16 protein-coding genes and 1 tRNA gene are annotated in these 24568 nt (G+C 67.8%); 8 read left to right on the top strand and 9 right to left on the bottom strand.

Annotated elements, in window-relative coordinates:
• The first annotated feature begins 21 nt into the window (after positions 1-21).
• From C2868_RS08620 to C2868_RS08605, 4 genes are all read left to right on the top strand, one after another.
• On the top strand, positions 22-693 hold the full coding sequence (locus C2868_RS08620) for a response regulator transcription factor (protein ID WP_100811292.1): 672 nt from the start codon (positions 22-24) through the stop codon (positions 691-693).
• A 231-nt stretch (positions 694-924) separates the two neighbouring features.
• Positions 925-1710, top strand: coding sequence for a DeoR/GlpR family DNA-binding transcription regulator (locus C2868_RS08615; protein ID WP_100810542.1), 786 nt, complete (start codon positions 925-927; stop codon positions 1708-1710).
• Positions 1707-2666, top strand: a complete 960-nt coding sequence (locus tag C2868_RS08610; protein ID WP_100811293.1) for a 1-phosphofructokinase family hexose kinase — start codon at positions 1707-1709, stop codon at positions 2664-2666. Before C2868_RS08615 ends, C2868_RS08610 begins: the two co-directional genes overlap by 4 nt.
• A 92-nt stretch (positions 2667-2758) precedes the next feature.
• The gene (locus C2868_RS08605) at positions 2759-4867 is read left to right on the top strand and encodes a fructose-specific PTS transporter subunit EIIC (protein ID WP_258034423.1); all 2109 of its coding nucleotides are present in this window, start codon (positions 2759-2761) and stop codon (positions 4865-4867) included.
• A gap of 77 nt (positions 4868-4944) precedes the next feature.
• On the opposite strand, the gene C2868_RS08600 is transcribed toward C2868_RS08605, so the two are convergent.
• The 3 genes from C2868_RS08600 to C2868_RS08590 all read right to left on the bottom strand — a co-directional run bounded on the left by C2868_RS08600 (position 4945) and on the right by C2868_RS08590 (position 6777).
• Positions 4945-5598, bottom strand: a complete 654-nt coding sequence (locus tag C2868_RS08600) for a TMEM175 family protein (protein WP_181003405.1) — start codon at positions 5596-5598, stop codon at positions 4945-4947.
• Between the two features lie 117 nt (positions 5599-5715).
• Positions 5716-6129, bottom strand: a complete 414-nt coding sequence (locus C2868_RS08595; RefSeq protein ID WP_103663171.1) for a hypothetical protein — start codon at positions 6127-6129, stop codon at positions 5716-5718.
• Positions 6130-6138: 9 nt separating this feature from the next.
• Positions 6139-6777, bottom strand: coding sequence for an MBL fold metallo-hydrolase (locus C2868_RS08590; RefSeq protein WP_103663170.1), 639 nt, complete (start codon positions 6775-6777; stop codon positions 6139-6141).
• A gap of 108 nt (positions 6778-6885) precedes the next feature.
• On the opposite strand from C2868_RS08590, the gene C2868_RS08585 reads away from it, so the two are divergent.
• A tRNA-Glu gene (locus tag C2868_RS08585) sits at positions 6886-6958 on the top strand.
• A 243-nt stretch (positions 6959-7201) separates the two neighbouring features.
• Here C2868_RS08585 and C2868_RS08580 read toward each other — a convergent pair.
• Positions 7202-7585, bottom strand: coding sequence for a DUF6994 family protein (locus C2868_RS08580; protein ID WP_103663169.1), 384 nt, complete (start codon positions 7583-7585; stop codon positions 7202-7204).
• A 24-nt stretch (positions 7586-7609) separates the two neighbouring features.
• Between C2868_RS08580 and C2868_RS08575 the strand changes: the two genes are divergently transcribed.
• Positions 7610-8851, top strand: a complete 1242-nt coding sequence (locus C2868_RS08575; protein ID WP_100809640.1) for an IS256 family transposase — start codon at positions 7610-7612, stop codon at positions 8849-8851.
• A gap of 15 nt (positions 8852-8866) precedes the next feature.
• Here C2868_RS08575 and C2868_RS08570 read toward each other — a convergent pair whose 3' ends face one another.
• On the bottom strand, positions 8867-9388 hold the full coding sequence (locus C2868_RS08570) for a DUF6994 family protein (protein ID WP_103663168.1): 522 nt from the start codon (positions 9386-9388) through the stop codon (positions 8867-8869).
• A gap of 59 nt (positions 9389-9447) precedes the next feature.
• Entirely contained in the window at positions 9448-10563 is a 1116-nt protein-coding gene (locus tag C2868_RS08565) for a DNA cytosine methyltransferase (RefSeq protein ID WP_103663167.1), read from the bottom strand.
• A 38-nt stretch (positions 10564-10601) separates the two neighbouring features.
• On the opposite strand from C2868_RS08565, the gene C2868_RS08560 reads away from it, so the two are divergent.
• Entirely contained in the window at positions 10602-11063 is a 462-nt protein-coding gene (locus C2868_RS08560) for a very short patch repair endonuclease (RefSeq protein ID WP_103663166.1), read from the top strand.
• Positions 11064-11067: 4 nt separating this feature from the next.
• Entirely contained in the window at positions 11068-11364 is a 297-nt protein-coding gene (locus C2868_RS08555; RefSeq protein ID WP_103663165.1) for a hypothetical protein, read from the top strand.
• Between the two features lie 3 nt (positions 11365-11367).
• Here the strand turns inward: C2868_RS08555 and C2868_RS08550 are convergent, their stop codons facing one another.
• Genes C2868_RS08550 through C2868_RS08540 form a run of 3 tightly spaced genes read right to left on the bottom strand, consistent with a single transcriptional unit; the run spans position 11368 to position 24567 of the window.
• A complete protein-coding gene (locus C2868_RS08550; protein ID WP_103663164.1) occupies positions 11368-13563 on the bottom strand; it encodes a 3'-5' exonuclease in 2196 nt (731 codons plus the stop codon).
• 1 nt (position 13564) lies between these two features.
• On the bottom strand, positions 13565-19903 hold the full coding sequence (locus C2868_RS08545) for a DEAD/DEAH box helicase (protein WP_103663163.1): 6339 nt from the start codon (positions 19901-19903) through the stop codon (positions 13565-13567).
• Complete coding sequence (locus C2868_RS08540; RefSeq protein WP_103663162.1) at positions 19900-24567, bottom strand: DNA methyltransferase; 4668 nt, start codon at positions 24565-24567, stop codon at positions 19900-19902. The genes C2868_RS08545 and C2868_RS08540 overlap by 4 nt, the downstream gene beginning before the upstream one ends.
• Between the last annotated feature and the right edge of the window lies 1 nt (position 24568).

Here is a 24568-nt window from a genome sequence, read left to right as displayed (position 1 = left end):
CCGGATGGCACGGGGCGGGCGATGACGTCCGTGCTGATCGTCGACGACCAGTCCCTCATCCGCTCCGCCGTGCGCGACCTGCTCGAGAACGAGCCCGACATCACGGTCGTGGGCGAGGCATCCGATGGCTCCGTCGCGACGCGGATCGCCGGTGAGCTGCGCCCGGACGTCGTGCTGATGGACATTCGGATGCCGGTGGTCGACGGTATCGCGGCGACGGCCGAGATCTGCGCCGACCCGGCGCTCGCCGAGACACGCGTGCTGATTCTGACCACGTTCGAGGAGGACGAGTACCTCGTCGCGGCGCTGCGGGCCGGGGCGAGCGGCTTCATCGGCAAGGGCGCAGAGCCCGAAGAGATCGTGCGGGCCGTTCGTGCCGTGCACGCCGGGGATGCCCTGCTGTCGCCGACCGCGACGCGCGCGTTGATCACCCGGTACGTCCTGCCCGCGTCTGCGTCCGGCGAGCCCGGTGCCGTGCCGCCCGAGTTCGAGCATCTGACCGAGCGCGAACGCGAGGTGCTGCTGCTCGTGGCTCGGGGACGCTCGAACCAGGACATCGCCGAGGACCTGTTCATCTCACCGCACACCGCGAAGACCCACGTCAACCGCATCATGACGAAGCTGTACGCCCACGACCGGGCACAGCTCGTGATCGCGGCGTACGAGAGCGGGCTGTTGACGCCCGGTTCGTGATCCGGGCCCGCTTCGCGAACGCCCCACACCCCCCCCCGGCGCGACGAAATACCCCTCGACACGGGGTTTCTCGTTGCGTGAGGGGGTCTTTCGCCGTCGCTGGGCTCGCGCCCTCTTGTTTTGTGTTGTTTTGAGTTGTATTGTGTGGGAAACGTTGCGGGCAGACGACCGCAGCTCACACGAACGCAGCTTCTCGAAATGCCGTGACCGAACCAACGGGGGTCGACTCGCATGTACGCAACGGAGCGCCAGATCGCGATCGAGCGCCAACTCACCTCCCGGGGACGCGTGTCCGTCGTCGAACTCGCCCGTACCTTCGACGTCACCACCGAGACGGTGCGGCGTGACCTCGATGCCCTCGAACGCGCCGGAGCCCTGCGCCGTGTACACGGGGGAGCGGTGGCCTTGGATCGCACGAGCACGGTCGAGACCGCCGTCGCCGAACGCGGCCTGCAGCGCGGCGTCGAGAAGACCGACATCGCCACCCGCGCGCTCGCCGTGATCCCGACCGGCTTTCGCGGTTCCGTGTTTGTCGACGCAGGCACGACCACCGCGGCTTTCGCCCGCGCACTCGGTGACCACCTGCGGACGGTCGGGGCGACGGCCGAGATCGTCACCCACTCCGTTCCCATCGCGGCCGAGCTCGGGGCCCGCGGCGACCTGGCGCTGTCGGTGATCGGCGGGCGGGTCCGGGGCCTCACGGCTGCGGCGGTCGGATCGTCGACGGTGCGGTCGATCGAGGCCCTGCGTCCGGACGTGGCCATCATCGGCACGAACGGCATCGCCGCTCCCTTCGGGCTCAGCACCCCCGACCCCGAAGAGGCCGCCGTCAAGCAGGCGATCGTGGCCTCGGCCCGCAGGGTCATCGTGCTCGCCGACTCGAGCAAGGCGGGCGAGGAGTACCTCGTTCGTTTCGCCCGGCTCGAAGACATCGACGTCGTGGTGACGGATGCTCCGCTCCCCGAAGATCTCGCCGATGCCCTCGCGGTTGCGGGCGCGGAGGTGTGGCTGCCGTGATCGTCACGCTGACCGCGCATCCCGCGCTCGACCGCTCGATAGCGCTCGACGCCCCGCTGCGACCGGGTGACGTCCAGTCCGGTGCGCCGGGACGCGAGGATGCCGGCGGCAAGGGCATCAATGTCGCCCGGGCGATCTCGGCGGCGGGTCAGGATGTGCTCGCGGTCCTGCCGCTCGCGTCCGACGATCCGTACGCGGCGATCCTGGCGGCATCCGGGGCCTCGGCTTCTGTCGTGCCCATCGGCGGTCATGTGCGGGTCAACCTGACCCTGACCGACCCGGCCGGCGTCACGACCAAGATCAACCTGCCGGGTGCAGTGCTCTCGCCTGCCGAGTCGGCGCAGATGATCCGGTCCGTCGTCGAGGCGTGCGAGGGGGCCGACTGGCTCGTGCTCGCGGGTTCGCTGCCCCCGGGTGTGGACGATGACTTCTACGTCGACGTGATCGACGCCGTTCGCGAGCGCTGGGGTGCGGGCGCGCCCCGCGTCGCGGTCGACACGTCCGGTGCGGCCCTGAGTGCTGTCGTCGAGCGGGGACGGCCGGACCTGATCAAGCCGAACGAGGACGAACTCGCCGAGCTCGCCGCCGTGGAGCTCGACACGACGGCCGGGGCATCCGATCTGATCCACAGGGTCGTCGCGCTGGCGAGTTCTTTCGTCCCGGAACGGGTCGGCTCGGCCCTCGTCACTCTCGGCGGCGATGGCGCCGTGCTGGTCGACGCCGACGGCGCCTGGGCCGGCACGCCGCCGCCCATCACGGTGGTCAGCACGGTCGGTGCGGGCGACAGCTCGCTTGCCGGGTACGTGCTCGGCGACCTGGCGGGCCTCGATGGGGCCGGAAGGTTGCGTCGGGCGATTCAGTACGGAGCGGCCGCGGCATCCCTGCCGGGATCGCAAGCGCCGACGCCCGCGGATCTTCCCACGGGACTCGTCGACGTCGTTCGCGTCGAGTCCTGATCGCGCAGGCCGATTCGGACCCGCTCGTCTCGCACCAGTTTCACCGCAGTACTTCAGCACTTTTCGCAACACCGGCCATAGGAGGTCACGCAATGTCAGAAGCAGGAATGTCCGCAGCGGGTACGCCGCAAGCGGGCCCGCCCACCATCACGCCCGAGCTCGTCAGCCTCGACGTCGATCTCGGGCTCGACAAGGCCGCGGTCATCCGCGCCCTGGCCGAGCGTGTCAACGCGCAGGGCCGCGCGACCGACGCGAGCGCGCTGTTCGACGCCGCCTGGGCGCGCGAGCAGACCGACGAGACGGGGCTTCCGGGCGGCATCGCCATCCCGCACGCCAAGACGGCGGCCGTGACGATCCCGTCGCTCGCGTTCGCGCGCCTCACGCCGGGCGTCGACTTCGGCGCCGATGACGGACCCGCCGACCTCGTGTTCCTGATCGCCGCACCCGCGGATGCCGCCGAGGCTCACCTCGCCGTGCTGTCGAAGCTCGCGCGCAATCTCATGCAGGACGACTTCACATCGGCGCTCCGCGCGGCGAAGACGGACGAAGAGGTCGTCTCGATCGTGCGCGTCGCGATCGGCGAGGAGGATGCTCCGGCCCCGGCCGTCGCTCCCAGCACCGAAGACGCCGCCCCGATCGCCGAGCCCGCCACTGTCGCGCCGGTGACCGCCGAACACGGCCCCCGCCCGCGCATCGTCGCCGTCACGGCCTGTGCCACGGGCATCGCCCACACCTACATGGCCGCCGATGCCCTCGCCGCAGCGGGCAAGAAGGCCGACGTCGACGTGATCGTCGAGCCGCAGGGATCGAGCGGCTACAAGGCCCTCGACCCCGCGATCATCGCCGGAGCCGACGCCGTGATCTTCGCGGTCGACGTCGACGTTCGTGAGCCGCAACGGTTCGCGGGCAAGCCGGTCATCCGCACGACGGTCAAGCGCGGCATCGACCACGCCGACGCGCTCGTCGCCGAGGCGGTGGCCGCGGCATCCGATCCGACCGCCGACCGCGTGCCCGCTTCGAACACCGACGGCTCGGCCGCCACGGCGAGCACCAGCACCGCGAACGAGTCGGTCGGTGCGCGCATCAAGCGCTGGCTGCTCACGGGTGTCAGCTACATGATCCCGTTCGTCGCGGGTGGCGGTCTGCTGATCGCCCTCGGCTTCTTGCTCGCGGGGTACGAGGTGACGACCTTCGCGTCGACCGTCATCATCGAGAACTCGATCGTCGACCTGCCCGAGGGAGGCCTGGGTCAGTACCTCGGCTCGGTCGCCTTCGTGATCGGTGCGACCTCGATGGGCTTCCTCGTGCCCGTGCTCGCGGGCTTCATCGCCTTCGCGATCGCCGACCGGCCGGGCATCGCGCCCGGTTTCGTCGCCGGTGCCGTGGCCGTTCTGATGGGTGCCGGCTTCATCGGCGGCATGGTCGGTGGCGCCCTCGCCGGATTCATCGCCTGGTGGATCGGTCGTCTGCCCGCGCCGCGCTGGCTGCGGGGTCTGATGCCCGTCGTGATCATCCCGTTGCTCGGGTCGATCTTCGCCTCGGGCCTCATGGTGCTGCTTCTCGGTCGTCCGATCGCCCAGCTCGTCATCTGGCTCTCGGACTGGCTGAACAGCCTCACGGGTGCTTCGGCGATCGGCCTCGGCATCATCCTCGGACTCATGATGTGCTTCGACCTGGGTGGCCCGGTCAACAAGGTCGCGTACACGTTCGCCACGGCGGGTCTCGCGGCCGCGTCGACGAGCGACATCTACTCGGCGCCGTACCTCATCATGGGCGCCGTCATGTGTGCCGGCATGGTGCCGCCGCTCGCGATGGCTCTGGCCTCCACGATCCTCGCCCGCCGCTCGTTCACGCAGGTCGAGCGCGAGAACGGCAAGGCCGCGTGGCTGCTCGGTGCCGCCTTCATCAGCGAGGGCGCGATCCCGTTCGCGGCGGTCGATCCGCTGCGCGTGATCCCCGCCTCGATGCTCGGTGGAGCGGTCACGGGTGCGCTCAGTATGGCGTTCGGCGTCTCGTCGCTCGCCCCGCACGGTGGCATCTTCGTGTTCTTCGCGATCAACCCGATCTGGGGCTTCCTGATCGCGCTGGTCGCCGGTGTGCTCGTCGCCGGGTTCGCGGTCGTCGGTCTGAAGAAGTGGGTCCGCAAACGCGAGCCGGTCGGTTCGGTCTCGTCGGTCGGCGCGGTTCCCGTCGCGGCCTGATCGGACACGGCAGAACGGATGGCTCCGCCCGAGATCGTTCGGGCGGAGCCATCCGTTCGCGTATGGGGAGTGTCGCGCTAGGACGTCTGCGCGTCGTCGCCGTGGGCTCGGTCGCGGCGGTGCACGAGTGCGCTGAGGGGTTGGGCGAGCGCGAGCAGGAGAAGGGGCCACAGGCTCGTGGAGGGGAAGACGATCGCGATGAGCAGCGCGAGCGCCCCGAGCGGCACCGACAACCAGTCGGTCCAGGAGGTGCGTACGGGTGGAGCGTCCGGTCCCCGAAGGCCGCGGCGCACGATGATCGTCTTCTGCAGGCGGATGGCGACGATGGTCGCGAGGATCGTGGCGATGTAGATCCCGGAGCCGAGCGCGGTGGTGTCGGAGGTCTCGACGACCATCACGGTCGGCAGCGGCAGGAAGGCGATCGCGGCGACCCAGAGCAGGTTCGCGTTGATGAGGGCGGGCGTGGTGGCGATGACGTCGATGTAGACGCGGTGGTGCATCTTCCAGAACGACGCGATGAGCACGAAGCTCAGGGCGGCGGCGAGCAGGCTGAGGGCGTTGTCGTGGAAGAAAGCGGCCGCGGTCTTGGTGCGGTATTGCTGTGCCGTGTCGATCAATGGCAGGACGATCAGGGTGATGGCGATTGCGACGACGGCGTCGGTGAAGGTGATGAGGCGTTCGACGCCGCGCTCGCGTGATCGAGCCGTGTGTGCTGCGGTAGGCGTCTCCATGCCCATATTCTGGCGGCTCGGGACCGCCGGACCCGTGCGCCACGGGCGCGAGAGGTCACTTACGTCTCGTATCCGGTTCCGGTAGGGGCCATATGCGAGGTCGCGCGGATGATGGGGTCAGTTCTCGAACGTGACGTCGACCGTGTAGCCGGCCAGGTCTTGGTCGACCGGCAGCTCGAAGGTGGTGGGGCCGAGGTCTGCCGTGCAGGGTCCTTCGGTGTCGCTCGAGATCGAGAGCGACACTGTGTCGTCGGTGATCTCGTCGATTTCGGGGATGTTCGGGCAGCTGCTGGAGCCGAGCGTGGTCACGACCAGGTAGCCGTCGGTGGCCCAGGCCCGCACTTCGGGGCCGAGGGGGTCGGGGGTCTCGTCGATGCCGGTGACGACCAGGGCCTGGCCGGTGAGGGTCGGCTCGCCGCGTACGCCCCCGTGGTCCGGCTCTGATTCGGCGCATGCGCTCAGCGCGAGTGCCGCGACCGCGAGGCCGGCCGCTGCGAGACCGACTCGTCGTATGCGTGCGTGGCGAGGCATCCGGTTCTCCTAGATGTCGATGGATTCGCCCGGGTCGAGTAGCAGGAATTCGCCGCCGCCCTGGGCGGTGGCCCACTGCAGACGGGCGCGGTGCATATCGCGTCCGACGACCGAGAGTGTCATGTCGTGGGTGCCGAAGGCGCGGTGGGGCGCCACGGCGAGGACGAAGTCCATGGCGTCGCCGATCTTGAGCCAGGGTGCGCCGAGGGGTGCGGCGAGCACCTTGACGGCGACGCCCTCGGGGACGGCGTAGGAGTCGCCCGGGTAGTAGAGGGCGTCGTTGACGAGCACACCGACGTTCTGGATCTGGGGGATGGAGCTGTGGATGATCTCGTGTGCGCCGCCGAAGAAGCGGAGGGTGAAGGGTTCGATCACGACGGTGTCTCCGGGGCCGATGACGGTGATGTCGTAGTCGGGTGCGGCGGCCGCGACGCCTTCGGGTCCGTAGATGGGGACGCCGGGGGAGGCTTTGCGGATGCGGTCGAGTTGTTCGGGTGTCCAGTGGTCGGCGTGCTCGTGGGTGAGGACGACGGCGACGACGCCGGTGAGGTCGGGGAAGGGGGTGCTGAGCGACCCCGGGTCGATGACGAGCGAGCGCCCGGCTTCTTCGAGGAGGAGGGCGGCGTGTTCGTTCTTGGTCAGTCTCATTCCTGAAGTCAACCGTTCCGGATGTCCCCGGGCAAGCGTCGTGCTCCGGCGCGCGCGTGATTTGTCGCCCTCGTTCTGCCGTGGCATACTTGTACGGTTGTCTTGTGAGGCCCCATCGTATAGCGGCCTAGTACGCCGCCCTCTCACGGCGGTAACGCGGGTTCGAATCCCGCTGGGGTCACAAACAATAAAATCCCTCGGCTTGCCGGGGGATTTTTGTTGTTTGCGGTACCTGCAGGACGAGGTCCCGTCACCCGCGGGTGGGCCCACGCCGCGGAGGCTCCGCGCGCCGCGACGCGGCGTGTGGAGGAGCGGTGGGGGCGAATCCCGCCCGGCCCTCCGAGTCCTAGCGGGGCGCTCGATGAGCGCTCCGCGTCACTCCGTAACGCATCAAGTCCGATGCGTCACGACGAAGCGGTGCGAACTATCGGCGATCGGGACTCGTAGACTCCTCCGGCCCTAACGACCGCCCGTCGACATTCTGGTCGCCCACAGCGAGAAGCATTCGCTCATTGCGTGCGGCGACGAAGTCGAGCTGACGACTCCGGAACAGCTGGTACGCCACGAGCGAGTCGGGGAGGGCAGGCCCCGCGTATCCACTGAATGGCAAGTAGAACTTCACCGCTCCCTTCTCGTCTACGAGATCCTGAAGCAAGAAGAACTCGACGTAGCCAGAGAATTCACCGAACAGAGCGAAGAAGCTGCTGTATCGGTGGTGGCGTCCGGCAAGGTGGTGTACGGATCGGGTGACCGTGTCGCTGCGGACGTAGCGACGGTCACCGCGTGATCCTTCGAGAGAACTCTTCACATCCATCTCGAAAGGACCCCGACGATGACCGTCTCACCCCACGATATCGACCCTGCCCGCTTCCTCGAAGACCACCTCGCGCAGGCGTCTCCCGATCTGCTGCGGGAGATGCTCGGCACGTTCATCAACCAGCTGCTATCCGCGGACGCGGACCAGATCTGCGGCGCCGCTTACGGCACGATCAGCGACGACAGGGTGAACCGTCGCAACGGTTACCGCCACCGCGACTTCGACACCCGCGCCGGGACCATCGACGTGAAGATCCCCAAGCTCCGGCAGGGCACCTACTTCCCGGAGTGGCTGCTGGAACGCCGCCGCCGCGCGGAGGCCGCACTGACCACCGTGGTCGCGACCAGCTACCTCCTCGGCGTGTCCACCCGTCGGATGGATGACCTGGTGAAGACCCTCGGGATCACCGGGCTGTCGAAGTCGCAGGTGTCGGAGATGGCGCGCGACCTTGACGAGCAGGTGACCGCGTTCCGCACCCGGCCGTTGGACGCCGGCCCGTACTCGTTCGTCGCCGCCGACGCGCTCACCATGAAGGTCCGCGAGGGCGGCCGGGTCGTGAAGGTCGCGGTGCTGGTCGCGACCGGCGTGAACGCCGACGGCTACCGCGAGATCCTCGGTCTGCAAGTCAACTCGACCGAAGACGGCGCCGGCTGGCTGACGTTCTGGCGCGACCTCGTCGCGAGAGGCCTGACCGGCGTGAAGCTCGTCACGTCCGACGCACACGCAGGTCTGGTCGCAGCGATCGGCGCGACCGTCGGCGGGTCCTGGCAGAGGTGCAGAACCCACTACGCGGCGAACCTGATGAGCGTGACCCCAAAGTCCTCGTGGCCATGGGTGAAGACCCTGCTGGGCACGGTTTTCGACCAGCCCGACGCGGAGTCCGTGCACGCCCAGTTCGACCGCGTCCTGGACGCGCTCGAGCACAAGCTCCCCAGGTCGTTCGAGCACCTCGAGGCCGCACGTGAGGAGATCCTCGCGTTCACCGCGTTCCCGAAGAGCATCTGGCGGCAGATCTGGTCCAACAATCCGAACGAACGCCTCAACCGGGAGATCCGCCGCCGCACCGACGTCGTGGGCATCTTCCCGAACCGCGACGCGATCATCCGGCTCGTCGGCGCCGTCCTCGCCGAGCAACACGACGAGTGGGCCGAGCAACGCCGCTACCTCGGCCTCGACGCCCTCGCCGCCGCACGCCGCGTCGGCGAACCCACCACAGAGGAGGTGATCGAACCCGACCTTCGGGCCCTCACAGCCTGACCTCGACACGAGGGATCACACGATCACCGATACACCACGTCCCAGGACTTGACCGTATCGGTCCAGTGTCTCGCTCAGGGGGCTTGTCTCTTTCGCGTAGTGGCGACGAATCGCTTCGAGTGTCAGATCGAACCGATCGCGGATGAGCGGATGTGTGCCGCGAGCCTGGTTGATGGTCTGTCGCCGATCGATTCGATTGCGCGGGAACACGAGTCGGCCGCCGATCGTGCCCCCTTGGCGATGCCAGTTGGAGTTCGATTCGGCGCCCATTGCGCTGTAAAAGGCAGGCAGGGAGCCTCGGTTCGAGTTCGCGAGAGTGTCGCTCGAGAGTACGAAGTCTTGGAGCGTTGTTTGGTAGCGAAGCACGTGGACGGCGCCGACCTTCTCCGGCACCAGATCCAGAAGTTGACCGTCGGGAAGCGGTTTGCTCCACAGTCGACGGTGGTAGCTCTGCAACAGGGGACTGTAGAGGTCCGGGTCTCGACCACCCGAGTCGGATTGGAAGTCGGTCGAGACATCAAGCCGGGCTTCGATCATCCCTGCAGGGTAGCGCGGGACGCGCCCAGGAATCCGAGGATGTGACGCTGTGATGCGGATCAGAGGAACGGCTCGAGTCGCCGCGCGATCGCCGCCCCGAGGGGGATCGGCACAGCATTCCCGATTTGACGCGCGATCGCTGTCTTCGTGCCGACAAAGCGATGCGTGGAGGGGAAACCCTGAAGAACAGCGGCCTCGTAGTGCGTGATTGCGCGATCTTCGATCGGGTGCAGATAGCGCCCCTTTTCCGGCTTGAAGAACTCGGTCCTGATCGTCACCGAGGGCTTGTGCCAATGGAGCCGACCCATCACATCGCCGGAACCGCTTGTGTGCCCCCGCCAGCATGGGGCGAGTAGCTCGTCGGGAAGGTCAAATCGGTTTCCGCCGACGGGGATCGCGCGGAATCTCCTCATCGAGACGTCCGAATAGTCCCTGCCGATGTGAAGCTCGAACGGCCGGAAGGCGCCAGGTAGCTCGAGACCGAAGTACGACTTCGTTCGGGAGTCCAAACGCGTCCCAGAGACTTCCCGGGGGATGTTCTTAAAGGCCTCCGCGACCGTACGATGCCTGCCGATATGCGTCGGATCCGGCATACCGACTGCAGGGAGGTCGCGGTGGCGTCCGATGAGTATGGCTCTCTTACGCGCCTGGAAAGCACCGTAGTCCGCCGCGTTGAGGATGTCCCACTCGAAGGTGTAGTCGCGCAGTAGCCCGTCGGGCTGGGTTGACTCACTGAAATCGCGGAACTGCTGCGATTTCGCGAAAGCCGCCACGTTTTCGACGACGAAGTACTTGGGCTGCGCGCGAAGGATCGTGGCTGCGTATTCCTGCCACAGATAGTTTCGGCGATCCCCAGCGTCGCGCTTGCCGAGCATCGAGAAGCCTTGGCACGGTGGCCCACCCACGACCACGTCCACCGCAGGTGTGTCTTCTTCTTTCAGCCATGTCTCGATCCCGCCTCGGTATACGAGGTCGGATCCGAACGTCGCAGCGAATGTCGCAGCGGCGGAGACATCGAGTTCCACCGCGCGGTTGACCCGATAACGCGCCGATGCCGAGTGGAATCCCGCCGTCAGGCCGCCGGCGCCAGCGAAGAGATCGAGTACCGAGATGGAGCGGGTCGCAGGTGAGGTCGACGTCGGATTATCGACGTGCGCCAGCGCCTGCGTAGTCATCGGATCAAACCTACTCTGGAGAGGAGGAGGATCAGCGGATGCCGGACAGCGATTCGAAGGCGGGCCGTTCCCGGACTGAATCCTGGGCGAGCACGCCTGGTTCGCGGGCGTCGATGCAGGCCAATCGTGGCCGCGACACGACGCCGGAACTTGCGGTTCGGCGTCGTCTTCATGCGATGGGCCTCCGCTATCGGGTTTCGGTGGGTCCGGTGCCGAATCTACGTCGAACTGCAGACATCGTGTTCACCCGAGCGCGCATCGCGGCCTTCATCGACGGATGTTTCTGGCACGGTTGTCCGGAGCACTATCAAGCCCCCGTACGCAACGGCGACTTCTGGCTGGCCAAGCGAGAGCGCAACCGGGAGCGGGACGCCGAGACGGATGCGGCTCTCATGGCCGCCGGGTGGACGCCGCTCCGCTTCTGGGAGCACCAGGTGCGTGCTGATCCTGCACTCGTGGCTGCCACGATCGCCGCAGCTGTGCGCCGGTCGATAGCCTGACTCCATGGCTGACAGATCTTCTCTCAAAGGCTGGGTGCTCGACGCACTCCGCGAGCTCGGTGGCGAAGGCAAGATCGTCGAGGTCTGCAAGGTCGTCTGGCGCGATCATGGAGACGAGCTCACGCCTTCCGGCGATCTGTTCTACACCTGGCAGTACGACATCCGCTGGGCGGCCCAGCACCTGCGCGACAACGGCTACCTCGTATCGGTGCAGAAGCGTCGTGACGCGCCGTGGGTGTTGAGTGAGCTGGGTCGAAAGACCGATACAGATGCCGCGGCAGAAGCCGTTGCGCGTCGCTGACGCTCAGCTCAACAGCAGAGCGCTCGGCGCACCCTTCCAAGTCACGACGAGCTCGTCTCGCGCACGGCTGGCGGCGACATACAGCAGCGAGCGGAACTGTCTGTCCTTATCGGGTTTGTCACCTTCCGGCACCCCCTTGTACGCCCACGGAGGCGGGAACGAACCGTCTGAGACATCGAAGAGCACCACCCGCGAGAATTCCAGTCCCTTTGCGGTGTGCATCGTCATCGCCACGGACTGGCCACCGGTGACCCGCGGTTGGGTGATCAGCGCGACCGAGACACCTCGCTGTGAAAGACCCTGCTGCACCTTCTTGGCGGCGGTGTTGGATGCGGCGAGCACGGCGATCGTCTCGGCTCCGATGCCTTCCTCCTGCCACCGCGCGAGGTCGGCGGCGATGAGGTCGAGCTGCTCCGCATCCGACTTCGCGGCGTGCTTCGACGGCTTCGGGCCGCTCCGCGCCGACCGGTATCCCGCGGTGGAGACCTCGAGGCCCTCGGCGTCCTCGTACTCCTCGCCTGCGAGCACCCCGAGGGCGAAACGCAGGTTCTCGAGCGTCGTCCGGTAGTTGAGCGTGAGGCGGCGCGACCGCCCCTGGATCTTGATGCCGTAGTGCTTGAGCACCGTCGGTCGGCCGTAGATCCGCTGGTGGCTGTCATCCGCGATGAAGAGGTCGTTCGGACCCTCGTGCGCGATCGCGCGCATGAGCTTCCACTTCGCCGGTTCCAGGTCCTGGCCCTCGTCGACGAGCACATGATCAGCGAGGACGGTCCCGCTCGTCGTCAACCAGTGGGCGCCGATGGCGGCGATCTCGCCGTAAGCGAGCTGGTTCGCGATCCGCTGGTCTTTGCGCATCTGCTCGACGACGGCCCAGACCGACGCCCGCTTGCCGCGGTCGAGGGCAACCCCGCGGCCTGGACGCCGCACCGTGAAGTAGGCGTCGGCATCCACGATCTCGTGCGGCAGCACGACCTGTGCGTACTCGTCATCGAAGAACGGCGCCGACTGGAGCGCGATGGGCAACGCGGCACCGGACTGAGTGATCGCCGATGACCAGTCGGGCTCAGCCGGCGAGGCGGTCCTCTCACACGTGGAGCCGATCGTCGCGAGAGCGGATGCCCCGAAGTCCTCTCCCGCACGGAGGCGCACCTCGGCCGCGAGTTGATCCACGCCTCGCACCAGAATCCCGGCGTCTCCAAGTCTCTCGGCAATCGGAACCGTCGGATCGAGGCGCTCGAGGTCCCGCCGCAGATTCTCGGCAAGGGCGCGGGTGAACGTCGTGAGGATCACCCGCGCGCCCGCGTTCGCCAGCGCCAATCGGCGAGCCCGGTGCAGCAGCACGACGGTCTTGCCGGTACCCGCGCCGCCACTCAGTCGGAATGTGCCGGAGTAGTCCTTCTCGACGTACTCCCTCTGCTCGGGGTGGAGGAACACCCGCCACGCGCCGAAGTCACCGTCTTCGATGATCCGGCGCAGTTCGTCGCTGTCGGCGGCGTACGTGAACTGCATCCGGGAGGCCGGATGCTCCAGCGCCGCCAGCACCTTGGTCGCCTCGTCGGCGTCGGGAGCGATCTCCACGGGTTTGTCCAGACCGAGTTCAGCCCTGATGACGTGCAAAGCTTCCCGCGCGGCCATCGACAGCAGGACTTCCTGCTGCCAGGGGGTGTCGAGTTGCTCCGCAAAGGCGAGCACGGCGTCTTCGTCGGTCAGCTCGAACGCCGCGTCGGCGAGTTCCTGGGGAAATCCGAACTGCTCGGTGAGGTCGGTGACGAAGTATCCGAGTTCGATGAACAGCGGCTTCGACGCCGAGGCGACCGGCGGAGTGGATTCGGCGGCGGGAGCAGACACGTCCGGTTCATGCGCCGCGATGGCTTCGCGCAACTCGAGCACACCGTTGACCGGGTTGACGTGGAGGGCGAGGTTCTTGGCCTTCTCGGTGCCCTCGTCGTGGTTCCACGTGCCGGCGTAGATGTAATGGGTGTCACCCTGCGGGGGATCGATCCGGAACAACACCGCCCGAAGGTGGATGTCGACGCGTCCCGTGCGCGCGCGCGAATCGACGGATCCGTTGATCGGCTCGATGTGGAGACCGGGTGTGGCGTCGCTCTCGCCGAGCTTCTCCAGGAAGGTCTGGATCTTCGCCTTCACGTCGTTCCCGTGCTTCGGCTGCTTCTTCGCAGCGATCGTGATCAACGGCATGTCAGGTTCCTCCGATCAGAGCGGTCACATCGGCGGCGAGGTTCACGGACTTCGGGTCGATGAGGGTCCAGCCGTCCGATTCAAGCATCTCGTGCTCGCCGTCCTGCAAGCCAAGCGCGATCGCGACCCGCGGCTTCGGCCATGCAAAGGAGAGTGGGATGCCGCCTGCCACCTCCACGCCCATCTCAGGCCGCGGAACGGCGGCTGCGGCGAGTTGCTCGATCACCGCGAGTTCGCCGTCCCTGGCATGCTCCGCCAGGGCCGTCCACTCCGCAGGGAGCTCGACGGAGCTGGTTGCAGAGGGGACGGCGGACACGGTGGCGAGTCGCGACCTCGTGGTGATCTCGACCCCCGACATGTCGCCGCGCCACCCCACGATGTTCGAGAGGTGCAACCAGAGCCGCCATGCGCGATCGAAACCGGTCGCACCAAGGGCGTCGTCGCGATCGTCGAGTACCAGGGCGAACTCGGTGGTGCCCTGTTGCTTGAGTCGCGTGGTCGACACGAGAGGACCGTAGGCCGTGACCCAATCGGGGGCGGGGACCGCCGACTTGGGCAGTCCCTCGGTGAACACCCGCGCGGCGCGCTCGAGCGCGGACTCGGCGCCGAACGGCGTGGACACCGCGCCTTGCTTGAGGATCATCGGCAGCACCCTCGCGACCGTGTCGCGACGTTTGGCCTCGTCGACTGGCCTCTGCATCCACTCCATGAGCAGCGTGACGGGGTCGACGGTCAACTTGCCGAGCTGCGAGAGGGGAAGCTGTGCCTGCGCGGCCACCTTCTCCGCCCACGCCGGGACGAACCAGGATGCGTCCAGGTGGTGGCCGGTGAGATCGGCCCATGTGACGGCCACCACTCGATACCCCAGACCGCGCGCGGCGCTCCGCTTGTCGGCGTCGTCGCCGAGCCGGTTGTGTCCGACCGTGGCGTGGAACGCCTTGCCGTCGGTGTAGATCGCAATGGGTTCGGCGCCGCCGCCGAACTGCTCCAGGACGAAGTCGGGCTGAGTGGGTCCGAGGGGTACCTGGGGCCGCAGCATCCAGATCCGGGCGTCACCCGGGAACGACACCTGCACCTTGTTGCCCCAGTCGCCGGGGATCTCCTTCACAGTCCCGCCGAGCGCCTTGGCACGCTCGATGATCGTCTTGCGGAAGAGCTGTTCGATGACGGACTCGCCGAGCGGAACCCCGGGGTCCTCGTCGGTGACGTCGAAGTGCGATGCGGCCACGCCCTCTGAGACGTCGAGAAGCTTCGCGAGAGCCTGTTCAGCCGACGCACGAGACAGTGTCGACGTTCCGGGAGCGAAGGGCAGAAGGCAGCGGTGGCAGGCGGTGCGCTGCTCGTTCTGGCACTCGCAGTCCTTGAGCACATTCCATGCCGCGGTGAGAATGCCGCGCAACCGCGTCGGGTCGGCGAGTTCAGCGAGATACCCGGTCCCGCCGGGCACGGTGTCGTGCACCAGCAGGGCTTGGGCGGTGCCACCCTCGTCGCCGCTGAGTGGTTCGGTCACCGGGCTGATGCGTAGATGATCGGGGTCTCCGCCCATCGACTCGCGGAGTCCGAGCAGCACGGCGGCGCTGAGACTCCGGACCACGACGCCGTCGCCGAGCGTCAGTGCGGGCGGCAGGCGGAGGAAGATGCCCTGCGTGACCAGCGTGCGCGTGAGCGCGAGGGTGACCGTCTTCTCCGACGCCTGGTCGCGGCGGGGGCACCACGGACGATGGTCGCGCCGGTTGTTGCCGCCGGCCTGCGAGTCGAGCTGGCCGCACGTGTCGCACACGCGGAACAGGGGACCGGTGACCTCAGCGCCGGCCAGCAACCTGCTCGGGCCGCTGCCCGAGCGCTTTCCGACGTTGATCCAGCGGATCGTGAGGTCCCTGGCGTAGGTGACGCCGAAGCCCGTCCCCTGGTCATACCAGCGCCGGACGATTCCCGCGGGGTCGAGGTCGGCCGCCACCTTCACGGTGAACGCCGTGCGTCGACGGTCGTCACTGCGGTCTCCGATGACCGCTTCGTCCCGTCGCGCGACGGCCGACACGGTCTTCAGTTCGGCGACCGGCATCCGCTGCGCGGCATCGCCGATGCCCTTGGAACGACACCGCGGGCACTCGGTGACGACGCCGTCGGCGACACGCTGGGCGAATCCGCACTCGGGGCAGAAGGTCCAGTCCTCGACGGCCTCGCCACCGGGGCCGAGGTCGACGGCGTCGACGGGGATCTCAAGCCCCTGCGCGTAGAAGTACGAGCCGGGGGCGAGTTCGTGGATCGCGACAGCTGCGCCGCGCTCGTAGGCGTAGGTGTCGTCGTGCCACTCGGACGTGTCGGGGTCGATCCACGACACGGCGGCATCGAGGCGTACCGAGTCGTCGAGCAGTGTGTAGTTCGGCAGCAGTCCGAAGCGCTCGAGCGCGCTGATCCAGTAGCCCTCGGTGAGCGCCGTCTGCTGGGCACGCAGCATCCGATCCGCCGCCTGTGCCGCGTGGAAGGCGCCCTTCGCGTCGCTCTCGACGCCGAGCGCCGCCGCCTTCTCGAGGTCGGGGAGCGCCTTGCCGATCTCTGTACGCCGCCGGGTGACGGTCTGCAGCTCGACGTTCCAGCGGTGCACGGCGTCGCGGACGGATGCCGCGAGCTCCGATGTGCCGGGCTCTCCGGACGGAGTGACCCACTTGCGGAGGCGGTCGGCGGCCGCCGAGCCGAGATCGGGGAACGTTCCCAGGAACGCCTCGACGAGGTCGGAGGCGTTCGCGTCCGCGAATGCGACGGCATCGCCGAGGAACGAGCCCGACTCGCTCGTCTTCAGCACATCGCGTGCCTTCTGCACGGTGTCGGCTTCGGCGGAGCGACGGTCGAGGATCGACGCGAAGTACTGGCGCCGCAGGATCTCCTGGGCGTCGACGAACGTCGCCGGGGCGCGCACGGCGCCGTTGATCACCGACAACGGGTCGCCCATGCGGGGGAGCTGGTCGCCGCGCCCGGTCACCGTCGCAACCGACAGCGCGTTCCCCGTGAGGCGTCCGGCACGCCCGACGCGCTGCAGGTAGGACGCGACGGTGCGGGGGAGACCCGCGAGCATGACTGTCGACAGGTCCCCGATGTCGATACCCATCTCGAGTGTCGGCGTCGCGACGAGTACGTTCGGCGCCGAGGGGTCGCCTGACGACGCCTTGAAGCCTCCCTCGTATTCGAGGCGCAACTTCGTGTCGAGCATGCTTGTGTGTTCCCGCGCGACGACGCGCCGCACCGAACCCTTGTCGTAGAGCGTGCGATAGTAGTTCTCATCGTCGATGTGCAGAAGTGTGAGGTAGCCCGGGCACCGTGCCGATACGCAGGGGCCACGGTTGAGCTGGAGCACAGCGTCCGTCGTGCCGGTCACCGGGTTGCGGCACACATCGCACTCGAGGCGAACCGGTTCCGCTCCGCGCCCGTTGAAGCTGACGGGCTGCACCACGATTGCCGACGGCGGCAGCAGATACGCCGTCGCCGCACCCCCCGACACAGGATGCGAGCGCAGAACACCCGTCCGCTCGAGCTCGGCGAGCAGCGCCGAGGTGAACCGCACCCCTTCGGTCGGCGTCGAGCCGAGCACCTTCCTCGCCCAGATCGCGTACCAGCTCTGGGCGGAGGACACGACGTCGAGGTGTGTGCGCCTCGCGTCGTCGCCTGTCGGAGCGTGCGGACCGACACGCGGGTAACCGGGAGCGTCACGGCCCGGTGGGAACGCCGGCATCCCGACCCCGCGCGGTCGGCCGCCCCAGATCGGCCAGCGCTTGCCGTCTTCCTCGATGTAGCGGGTGAACCACTCGTGGCCTATCGCGCCGCGATCGCGCATCCGCTCGAGCACACCGCGCACCCACCGCACGACGACCTCATCCGGGCTTGATGCGGGCACGAGGCCGTCGATCCGCCCGTCGGCCGGTGTCTCGTCGAGCACCTTGCGGCCGGCCGCGCGCATCGACGCCTCGGTCGTGGAGACGGATGCCGCGAGGCTTCCGGTCAGTTCGAGCGTGCGTCCGACGCGCGACTGCAGGCCGAACTCCATTGCGAGGTCGAACTGCAGGCGACGCTTGACGCGCGTGAGCACAGGCGCCGGCACGCTGCGGAGCATCGGCGCCTTCCAGAACTCGATGAACTCGTCGCGGTCGACCAGATCAGGCGGGAGCAGGCGGTAGCGGGCGTCGGGGTCGTCACCCGCATCCTGCACGAGGAGGTTCGCGATCTCGTCGAGCGGCGCCGAATCGTCGGCGACGGCGTGACGGATGGCGTTGCGAAGCGCGAACGCATGTGCGCGGCTCTGCACGAAACCGGCGCGGTGCGCGGCGTCCTGCACGCTGTCGGTGAAGACGAGCGCCTTCTTCTCGGCGCGGTCGAGGTCGGGGTCGCCGAAGAGCGTCGTGACGACCACCGAGAGCATGGTCGCCATCGCACTGCCGAGGAATCGGATGCCGTCACGCCTACCGCACGCCGGACACAGGTCGTCACGCGAGTCGTCGTCGACGTCGCCCGTGGTCAGCGCGAGCACGGGGAGCGCGGTGCTCTCGTCGGCGTCGGAGGGCGGAGCTGTGAGGAGTGCGCGATGCTCGTGGTCGAACCAGGAGAGACCCTGCACCGGGTCACCGCTGAGCGAGGCGTCGGCCTCGAACGGAGCATGGAGGAGCGCGCGGAAGCGACTCTTGGTGTCGCGTGCCGCGTGGTCGCGGCGGATGTCGTCATCGGTCGCCGAGAGTTCGTTGCCGACTGGTGCGAGCTGGACGCCCCACCCGCTGCGCCCGCAGTGCCGGCAGTAGACCGCGGGGAACCAGTTCGTTTCGACGGAGTCGTCGTCACCCGGTGCGACGAGGCCGTCATCGGCCCAGTGGAACCGCGCCGTCGAGGCGGCGGCGCGGTCGATGCGCGTGAGCTCGCGGATCCACAGGTGTAGGTCGATGGACAGCGCTCGTCGCCCGAGTCGTGCGCGCACATGGCTCAGCATGGCGAGAACGCGCGTGAGGAAGACGTGTCGCTGGGCGCGACGGCCCTCGTAGGTCTCTGTGACGCCGAGGCCGGCAGGGAGGAGTTCGTCGGCCAGTTTGTCGAGACCGATCGCCCTGTCGGCACGCTGGGCGATCGCCTGCACGAGGTCATGAGAGGCGACGGATGCCAGGAGGTCGTCGTCGGAGACGCTCGACCAGTCGACGTCTGACCCGTCGGTGAACAGCAGCCCCAGAACGGTGTGGGCGAGGTGCGCGGCCGAGGTGGCGTCGGTGTCGGGGGAGAGTTCGGCGATCGCGGAGACCAGCGCGTTGTCGGCTTTGCGGGGCTCACCGCCCTGCTGCGTTCCCGACGCAAGCGCGGACTGCACCCAGGTGCGGACGGACTGGCGGGTCTCGCGCACGACGCTGTCGGCAGCGAACGGGACGCCGAACACCGTCTCGGCGAATGCGAGCATGCGCGCGGGATCGCCGTCGTCGCCGAGGGTCGCGCTCGTCGCCACTGGAGTCACGTCGCCGAGCGGACCGCCGGCGGTCGGCTCCGGTGATCCTGCCGGGCGCAGACGTCGCAGCGTCAGGCCGAGGCGTCGGAGCAGCATCGCGACGTCGGTGCCCTGAGCGCCGTCGTAGGTGTGGAACTCGTCGAGCACGAGGTATTGCAGGCTCGTCGCGGCCGCCGCGAGCAGCGGCTGGTCGGTGCTGCGAAGCAGCAACTGGTCGAGCATCTTGTAGTTGGTGAGGAGGATGTCGGGGGGCTCCGACCGGATCGTGTCCCGGTCGTTGATCAGGCCCTCGGCGGTGACCCGTGTGCGGCTCCGCCCTGCCGTTTCGCCGGTGTAGATCGCGGCGCGGACGCCCTTGAGCGCGTCGTGCCCGCGGATCAGCTCGGCCAGGCGACGCGACTGGTCATTCGCGAGGGCGTTCATCGGGTAGAGGATGAGCGCCTTGAGCCCGGTGTCGCCCGCAGCCTTCGCGCGGATGACGTGATCGAGGATCGGGTAGAGGAACGCCTCGGTCTTGCCCGACCCGGTACCGGTCACGACGAGGGTCGGCAACGGGGCAGCCTTGATCGATCCGTCGGGCTGCTCGCCGAGGTTCGCCGAACTCAGGCGCCGGAACGCCTCGGCCTGGTGGCCGTACGGAGTGTGTCCCTCGTACCAGCCGAGCGCGTCACGCCACCCGTCGTCGGCCGCGCGGAACGGTACTCGCGCACGGACGTACGGCCCGCGGAAGATCCCGCCGTCGGCATCGCCCAGAAAATCGCGCAGTGCGCGTTGCGCCTCGTCGTCGGACAGCGCGAACGTCGTCGTGAGGTAGTCGACCAGGCTCGATCGGATCTGCGCGGCCTGGTGTGAGGGAAGTAGCTCGCTCACGTAGGCTCCTGCAGCAGCCGCTCGAAGTGTGCGTACGCCCGCCGCATGTTGGCTTCACGGTCAAGCGTGACGAACGGAAGCTCGTAGTGGTATGTGTTGCCCCACGCGTTCGTCGCGGCGCGTTCGTCCTCCGATATCGCGTCACCCTTCAGCTGCCAGACCTTCAACACTTCGTTCGGGACGAGACGGCCGTTCGCGTCGTAGTGATAAGCGTTGCGATCGTACCCACTAAGCACAGGGAACTGCGTCCGGTAGATGGTGCACAGCTCCTCCGCGGAGATGCCCAAAGACAATGCCGCGATTGCGTCGATCTCGAGCTGAGCTTGCAGGCGATCAGCTGCACGCCGAAGAGGGACAGCCATTGACCACTCCGGCGGCACGTCGCCGAGAGCTGGCCGACCCCGGTATTCCAGTCCTCCCGACCACGTTTCGCGTTGGAACGCGTCATCGAAGGCCTCTTGCCACAACGCTGCATATGCGCCGGTCAGCGCCTGTAACCGAAGGGTGCGAAGGTGCGCGGCCGTTCGGAGGCGGCCGGAATAGTGCGCCGGGATTCGCCTGAGCGCGGCAAGCCCGATTCCGTTCTTGAGTGAGCTCCGAATCGTGAGATCGGAGAGCAGCGTGGTAGTTGCCGTAGCGGCGTCCAGGAGGTCGGGAATGGAGCGGGGCACGCCCACGCTGGAGATGCCGTGTACATGCGACGCACCCGGAGGAATGAGCGCGGCGAATAGGGTTCGAACCCCTGTGTTTGTTGCCATCGCGCGCCACGCCAGACGGTAACACGCGCGGGCAGGCAAGTGTTCGGCGCCCCAGTGGGCATACGAGGCGTCGTACTCGCTCCTTCGCCCCGCCGGTTTGTAGCTTGTGGTCGGGAGGAAACCGGCCGACATTGCCTCGAGGTCCACGCTTGACCAATCGCGTTGATGAAGCATCGTCGAGTTCGGGCTCTTGTAGAGCGGGTTGCCCACGTGGATTGAGGCGCCCTGAAGTATTGCGGATTCCCAAGAGTCCACCTGGCCCCACTCGACGTCGAAGAAGCCCTTGGCGCGGTCGTTCTTCTCGTGCCACCCTGCCGAAAACTCGAGCCCGAGCTCGCCGAGACGCGGCGCGGAACTCAGCTTCGCGAGCACGTCGGACGTGGCGCGGTTGACGGCGTAGACCATCCGCGTGCGGGTGACCGGTGTCGACCCCTCCTCCAGGAGCGCGTGCCATGACGTGAGGGTGCCTATGTCGACGCGCGTAATGCGGCTGCGATGGGCTCGCAGGTCCCACACCCCTTCGTCGGTCTTAAGGCCAGGCTCCGGCCCCGTTCCCTCATGCCGCAGCGACCCGATGACGGTCTCGGGATGGTAGAGGTTGGTTGCCATCGTGAAGTTGGGGTCCTGCGCAGCGCCGTAGACATGGACTCCATAGCTCACCAGGTTGTGGACCTCGAACAACGACAACTCGTTGATGAACTGCCAGTGCCGTCGGAGCCGCCGGTAAGTCGCTTCGCGAAGGACCCCCGCCTTCTCATCGGTGAAGTGGGTTTCAGGATGGATAAGCGCAACAGTCCCACGCGGGGACAGATGTGCCCAGGCTTGTTCCATGAAGCAACGGTAGAGATCCGGCTGGAGCCCCGTGAGATATGGGTAGTTGACAGGTGAGCCGACGAATGCCGCGGTTGACGCCACGTCGCTGGTCCCATTGACGAGGAGGTCGCGTATGCCGTCGAGAAGCAGCGTCTGGTCCCGCTTCGCCTTCACCTGCGCCTGTGTGGGTTTGACGGCGAGCTGCCACCACGGATCGCCCTCCGCGAGCAGCGCGTCCACGTCGGAACGGGGACGCACCCACGGTGGATTGCCTACCTGGAGGTCGAAGCCGCCGCGCGCGAAGACTCCGGCGAAGTCGAGCTCCCAGTGGAAGAATCCGTTCGCCGCGCTCACCTCGCGCGCGACGCGCAGCCAGGGGAACTGCGTATCGAGCTCGCCACTCGACGCAGCACCGGCGTAGCCGAGATCGACGGCTTCCGCGTCGGCGAGGTTTCCCCACATCGTCGGCAGCCCGAGCGTTTGCGCGCCCTCGCCGCCGCGACGCGGTTTGGCCTCGGTGTGGCGGCCCAGCATCGCCTCCAGACCTTCGATCCACTCGTCGAGTGTCGGCGGCGTGATAGCTCGGGTGACAGTGTCGGTGAGCGGCCAGAACCATAGCGCACACCAGGCATCCATCACCCGACGTAGCCGCTGATACGCGCCGTCGGGGTCCTGAAGGAACGCCTCGATATCGGCGCGTGAGATGACGGCGTCACCGTCATCGGTCATCGGGCGGGGGTCATGCCACAGCGTGATGTCGCGGCTGACCTGTGCCTCGGCGATTTCCAGGCGCCGCAGTGTGAACTGCCACAAGGTCTCGACGCGGTGGGTGAGCGCGGTCAGGCGCTTGAGCTGCGCGTTCGTCGGCTTGCGTCGGATCGCACTGCGCCACGCCCGCAGGGCGGCGTGCGCTTCGGGCGCGAGCTCCTTCGCTTCCTTGGCATCGACCGCAGACGCCCATCCGTCGGCCGGGAGGAGGAAATGGTGGATCTTGCCCGAGATCGCACTCCCCACACGTCCCTCGTTCATATCGTCAACGAGCGTCGACACCGGCACGTCAGTGGGGGTGTCATTGAGCCAGGCCTTGTCGGTGACCTGCTTCTGCGTGTACACCGCGCGGCGCGCTCCGATGAGGGAGTTGCCGCGGCGTAGGCGCAGACCGAACCACGGCGCCTTGAGTCCGTCGACCATCGTGTCGAGCCACAGCGAGATCTCGGCGAGCTCGACGGCGGTCGCGTTGAGATCGACGCCGTACACCTGGTGCAGGGCGATCGCCGCCTTCGCCTTCTGCAGCTCGCGTGGGCGCTCATCGGGGTCAATGCGTTCGCCGGTCTCGTGCTCGCGGCGGTCGAGGTACTGCTCGGCGAGCTGCCGCACCGCTTCGATGGCGAATGCGCCCGAACCGAGCGCGGGCTCGCACACGGTCAACCCGAGGATCTCTCCGGCGGTCGTCCGGTGGCCATCCTGGTCGAGCAGTTCTTCGAGCGCCTGAGACACGACGAACTTCGTCAGAACCTCAGGCGAGTAGTACGACGCAGAGGTCTGCCGCTCACGGCCGGAGAGACGGAACACGAACTCCCCGCCGCTGTATCGGCGCGGCTTCGATTCACCAGTGATCGGGTCGGTGAGGCGCACGTAGTCCTTCTCAGCGATCCCGTCTACTCGTGACACCGGGACCACCCACGAGCCCTTCGACCCTTCTCCGCCGGGCGCGACTTCGAGGAGCGGCTCCTTCGCGAAGAAGCCCGTGTACGACATGAGCCCCTCGTACACCGCTCCGAGCTGGTTGATGCCGAGGTCGGCATACGAGATGAAGCCCCGGTCGCGGCCCTTCTTCACCTGGTTCTCGCGGGTGAGCAACAGAAGCTGCAGCACCCGCTGGAGCGCACCGTCGCCGAGCCCGACCTCGTCGATCAGGGACGTCGCCGCCCTCGCGAACAGATCCGCGTTGAGCGGGTTGAAGGTGAGCCCTTCACGCAGGGTCTCGTTAGCCTCGTGCTGAACGCCGGCGTCGTGCCCCGCATCCACGAGTCGGAAGAGGGTCGCGAGCGAGGAGTACAGGTGAGTTCGGTGGCGCGACTCCTCGCCCAGTTCCACGAGCACGAGTTCGCGCAGACGGTCGAGGCCGTAGCCGAGCGCGTACTCCGGGGCGCCGACGGGCAGCACCTTCATCTCGGGCGACGCCTCGGCGTAGAGCAGGAACAGGATGCGGTAGAGGTAGCGCAGCGACTGGCGCGCGAGCACGTTCGCGTCGCTGTCGGGCAGCGGGTCGAGCCCCTCGGCCGTGCGGCGTCGGACGACCTCGTTCGCGATGATCTCGATGGACTCGCGCACGCCCTCGCGGAGGTCTTTCGAGACGCCGACCGTGTGCTTGACCGAGTCGTCGAGGGTCTCAGCCCACCACGTCGTGCCGTCGACGTCGGGCAGCACTGTCTCGCTGCTGAGGACAGCTACGGCGCGGTCGAACTCGCCGGCCCGCTTGGTGTCGTTGCGGTCGAGCACGAGCTGCAGGTCAAGAGCCAGGTAGCGGCCTTCGGCCCACCGGTCGCGCTCGGCGAGGAGCGCCCAGGTGCCCGACAGGACGACGGCGAACGCAGGGGTGTCGTCGCCGCTGAAGAGGTACGAGAGACAGCGGGCGACCGAGGTCACCGCGTCGGCGTCTTCGGGGGTGAAGGGCCTGAGGAGGGTCGCCGCGTCCTTCGCGAGGAGGTCGGAGAGGTCGTCGACCCGCCGTGCGCGCACGACCGCCCCCGCGGGCGAGTCCGGGGTGTCGGCGGGCGCGACGATCGTGACCGGACCGGTGACCGTGCGGTGCCAGCGTGCGTCGGCGTAGCCGAGGGCTGTGGCGAGGGGTGTGAGCACGGCGGAGTCGTATGCCGCGGCATCCGTCGTCTCACTTGCGAGTGCAGTCAGCAGGTCGCGTCGCACGGTGGCGAGGCGAAACGACGGCGTCTGCTCGCCGTCCTTCGCGCGCTCGTCCCACGACTTGCGGAGTGTCGCGACCCGGGACTGGAGCGACTGCTTCGTCGACTCGGTGTTGAAGTAGTGCTCGCTGATCCAGTCTTCGCCGACGACGAAGGCATCCGATGCCATT

Origin of the sequence: Microbacterium sp. CJ77, from assembly GCF_002911615.1 — a bacterium.
In the GTDB taxonomy this organism is placed as follows: Bacteria; Actinomycetota; Actinomycetes; order Actinomycetales; family Microbacteriaceae; genus Microbacterium.
The sequence above is the reverse complement of the archived record's forward strand: the minus strand, read 5'-3'. Positions and strand labels throughout refer to the sequence as shown.

Bases quoted from the DNA above. Each gene is read 5' to 3' on its own strand.
- C2868_RS08600 (WP_181003405.1), bottom strand. From the start codon at position 5,598: ATGGAGACGCCTACCGCAGCACACACGGCTCGATCACGCGAGCGCGGC.
- C2868_RS08560 (WP_103663166.1), top strand. From the start codon at position 10,602: ATGCCGGACAGCGATTCGAAGGCGGGCCGTTCCCGGACTGAATCCTGG.
- C2868_RS08575 (WP_100809640.1), top strand. From the start codon at position 7,610: ATGACCGTCTCACCCCACGATATCGACCCTGCCCGCTTCCTCGAAGAC.
- C2868_RS08590 (WP_103663170.1), bottom strand. From the start codon at position 6,777: ATGAGACTGACCAAGAACGAACACGCCGCCCTCCTCCTCGAAGAAGCC.
- C2868_RS08615 (WP_100810542.1), top strand. From the start codon at position 925: ATGTACGCAACGGAGCGCCAGATCGCGATCGAGCGCCAACTCACCTCC.
- C2868_RS08555 (WP_103663165.1), top strand. From the start codon at position 11,068: ATGGCTGACAGATCTTCTCTCAAAGGCTGGGTGCTCGACGCACTCCGC.
- C2868_RS08570 (WP_103663168.1), bottom strand. From the start codon at position 9,388: ATGATCGAAGCCCGGCTTGATGTCTCGACCGACTTCCAATCCGACTCG.
- C2868_RS08565 (WP_103663167.1), bottom strand. From the start codon at position 10,563: ATGACTACGCAGGCGCTGGCGCACGTCGATAATCCGACGTCGACCTCA.
- C2868_RS08595 (WP_103663171.1), bottom strand. From the start codon at position 6,129: ATGCCTCGCCACGCACGCATACGACGAGTCGGTCTCGCAGCGGCCGGC.
- C2868_RS08550 (WP_103663164.1), bottom strand. From the start codon at position 13,563: ATGCCGTTGATCACGATCGCTGCGAAGAAGCAGCCGAAGCACGGGAAC.
- C2868_RS08540 (WP_103663162.1), bottom strand. From the start codon at position 24,567: ATGGCATCGGATGCCTTCGTCGTCGGCGAAGACTGGATCAGCGAGCAC.
- C2868_RS08620 (WP_100811292.1), top strand. From the start codon at position 22: ATGACGTCCGTGCTGATCGTCGACGACCAGTCCCTCATCCGCTCCGCC.
- C2868_RS08605 (WP_258034423.1), top strand. From the start codon at position 2,759: ATGTCAGAAGCAGGAATGTCCGCAGCGGGTACGCCGCAAGCGGGCCCG.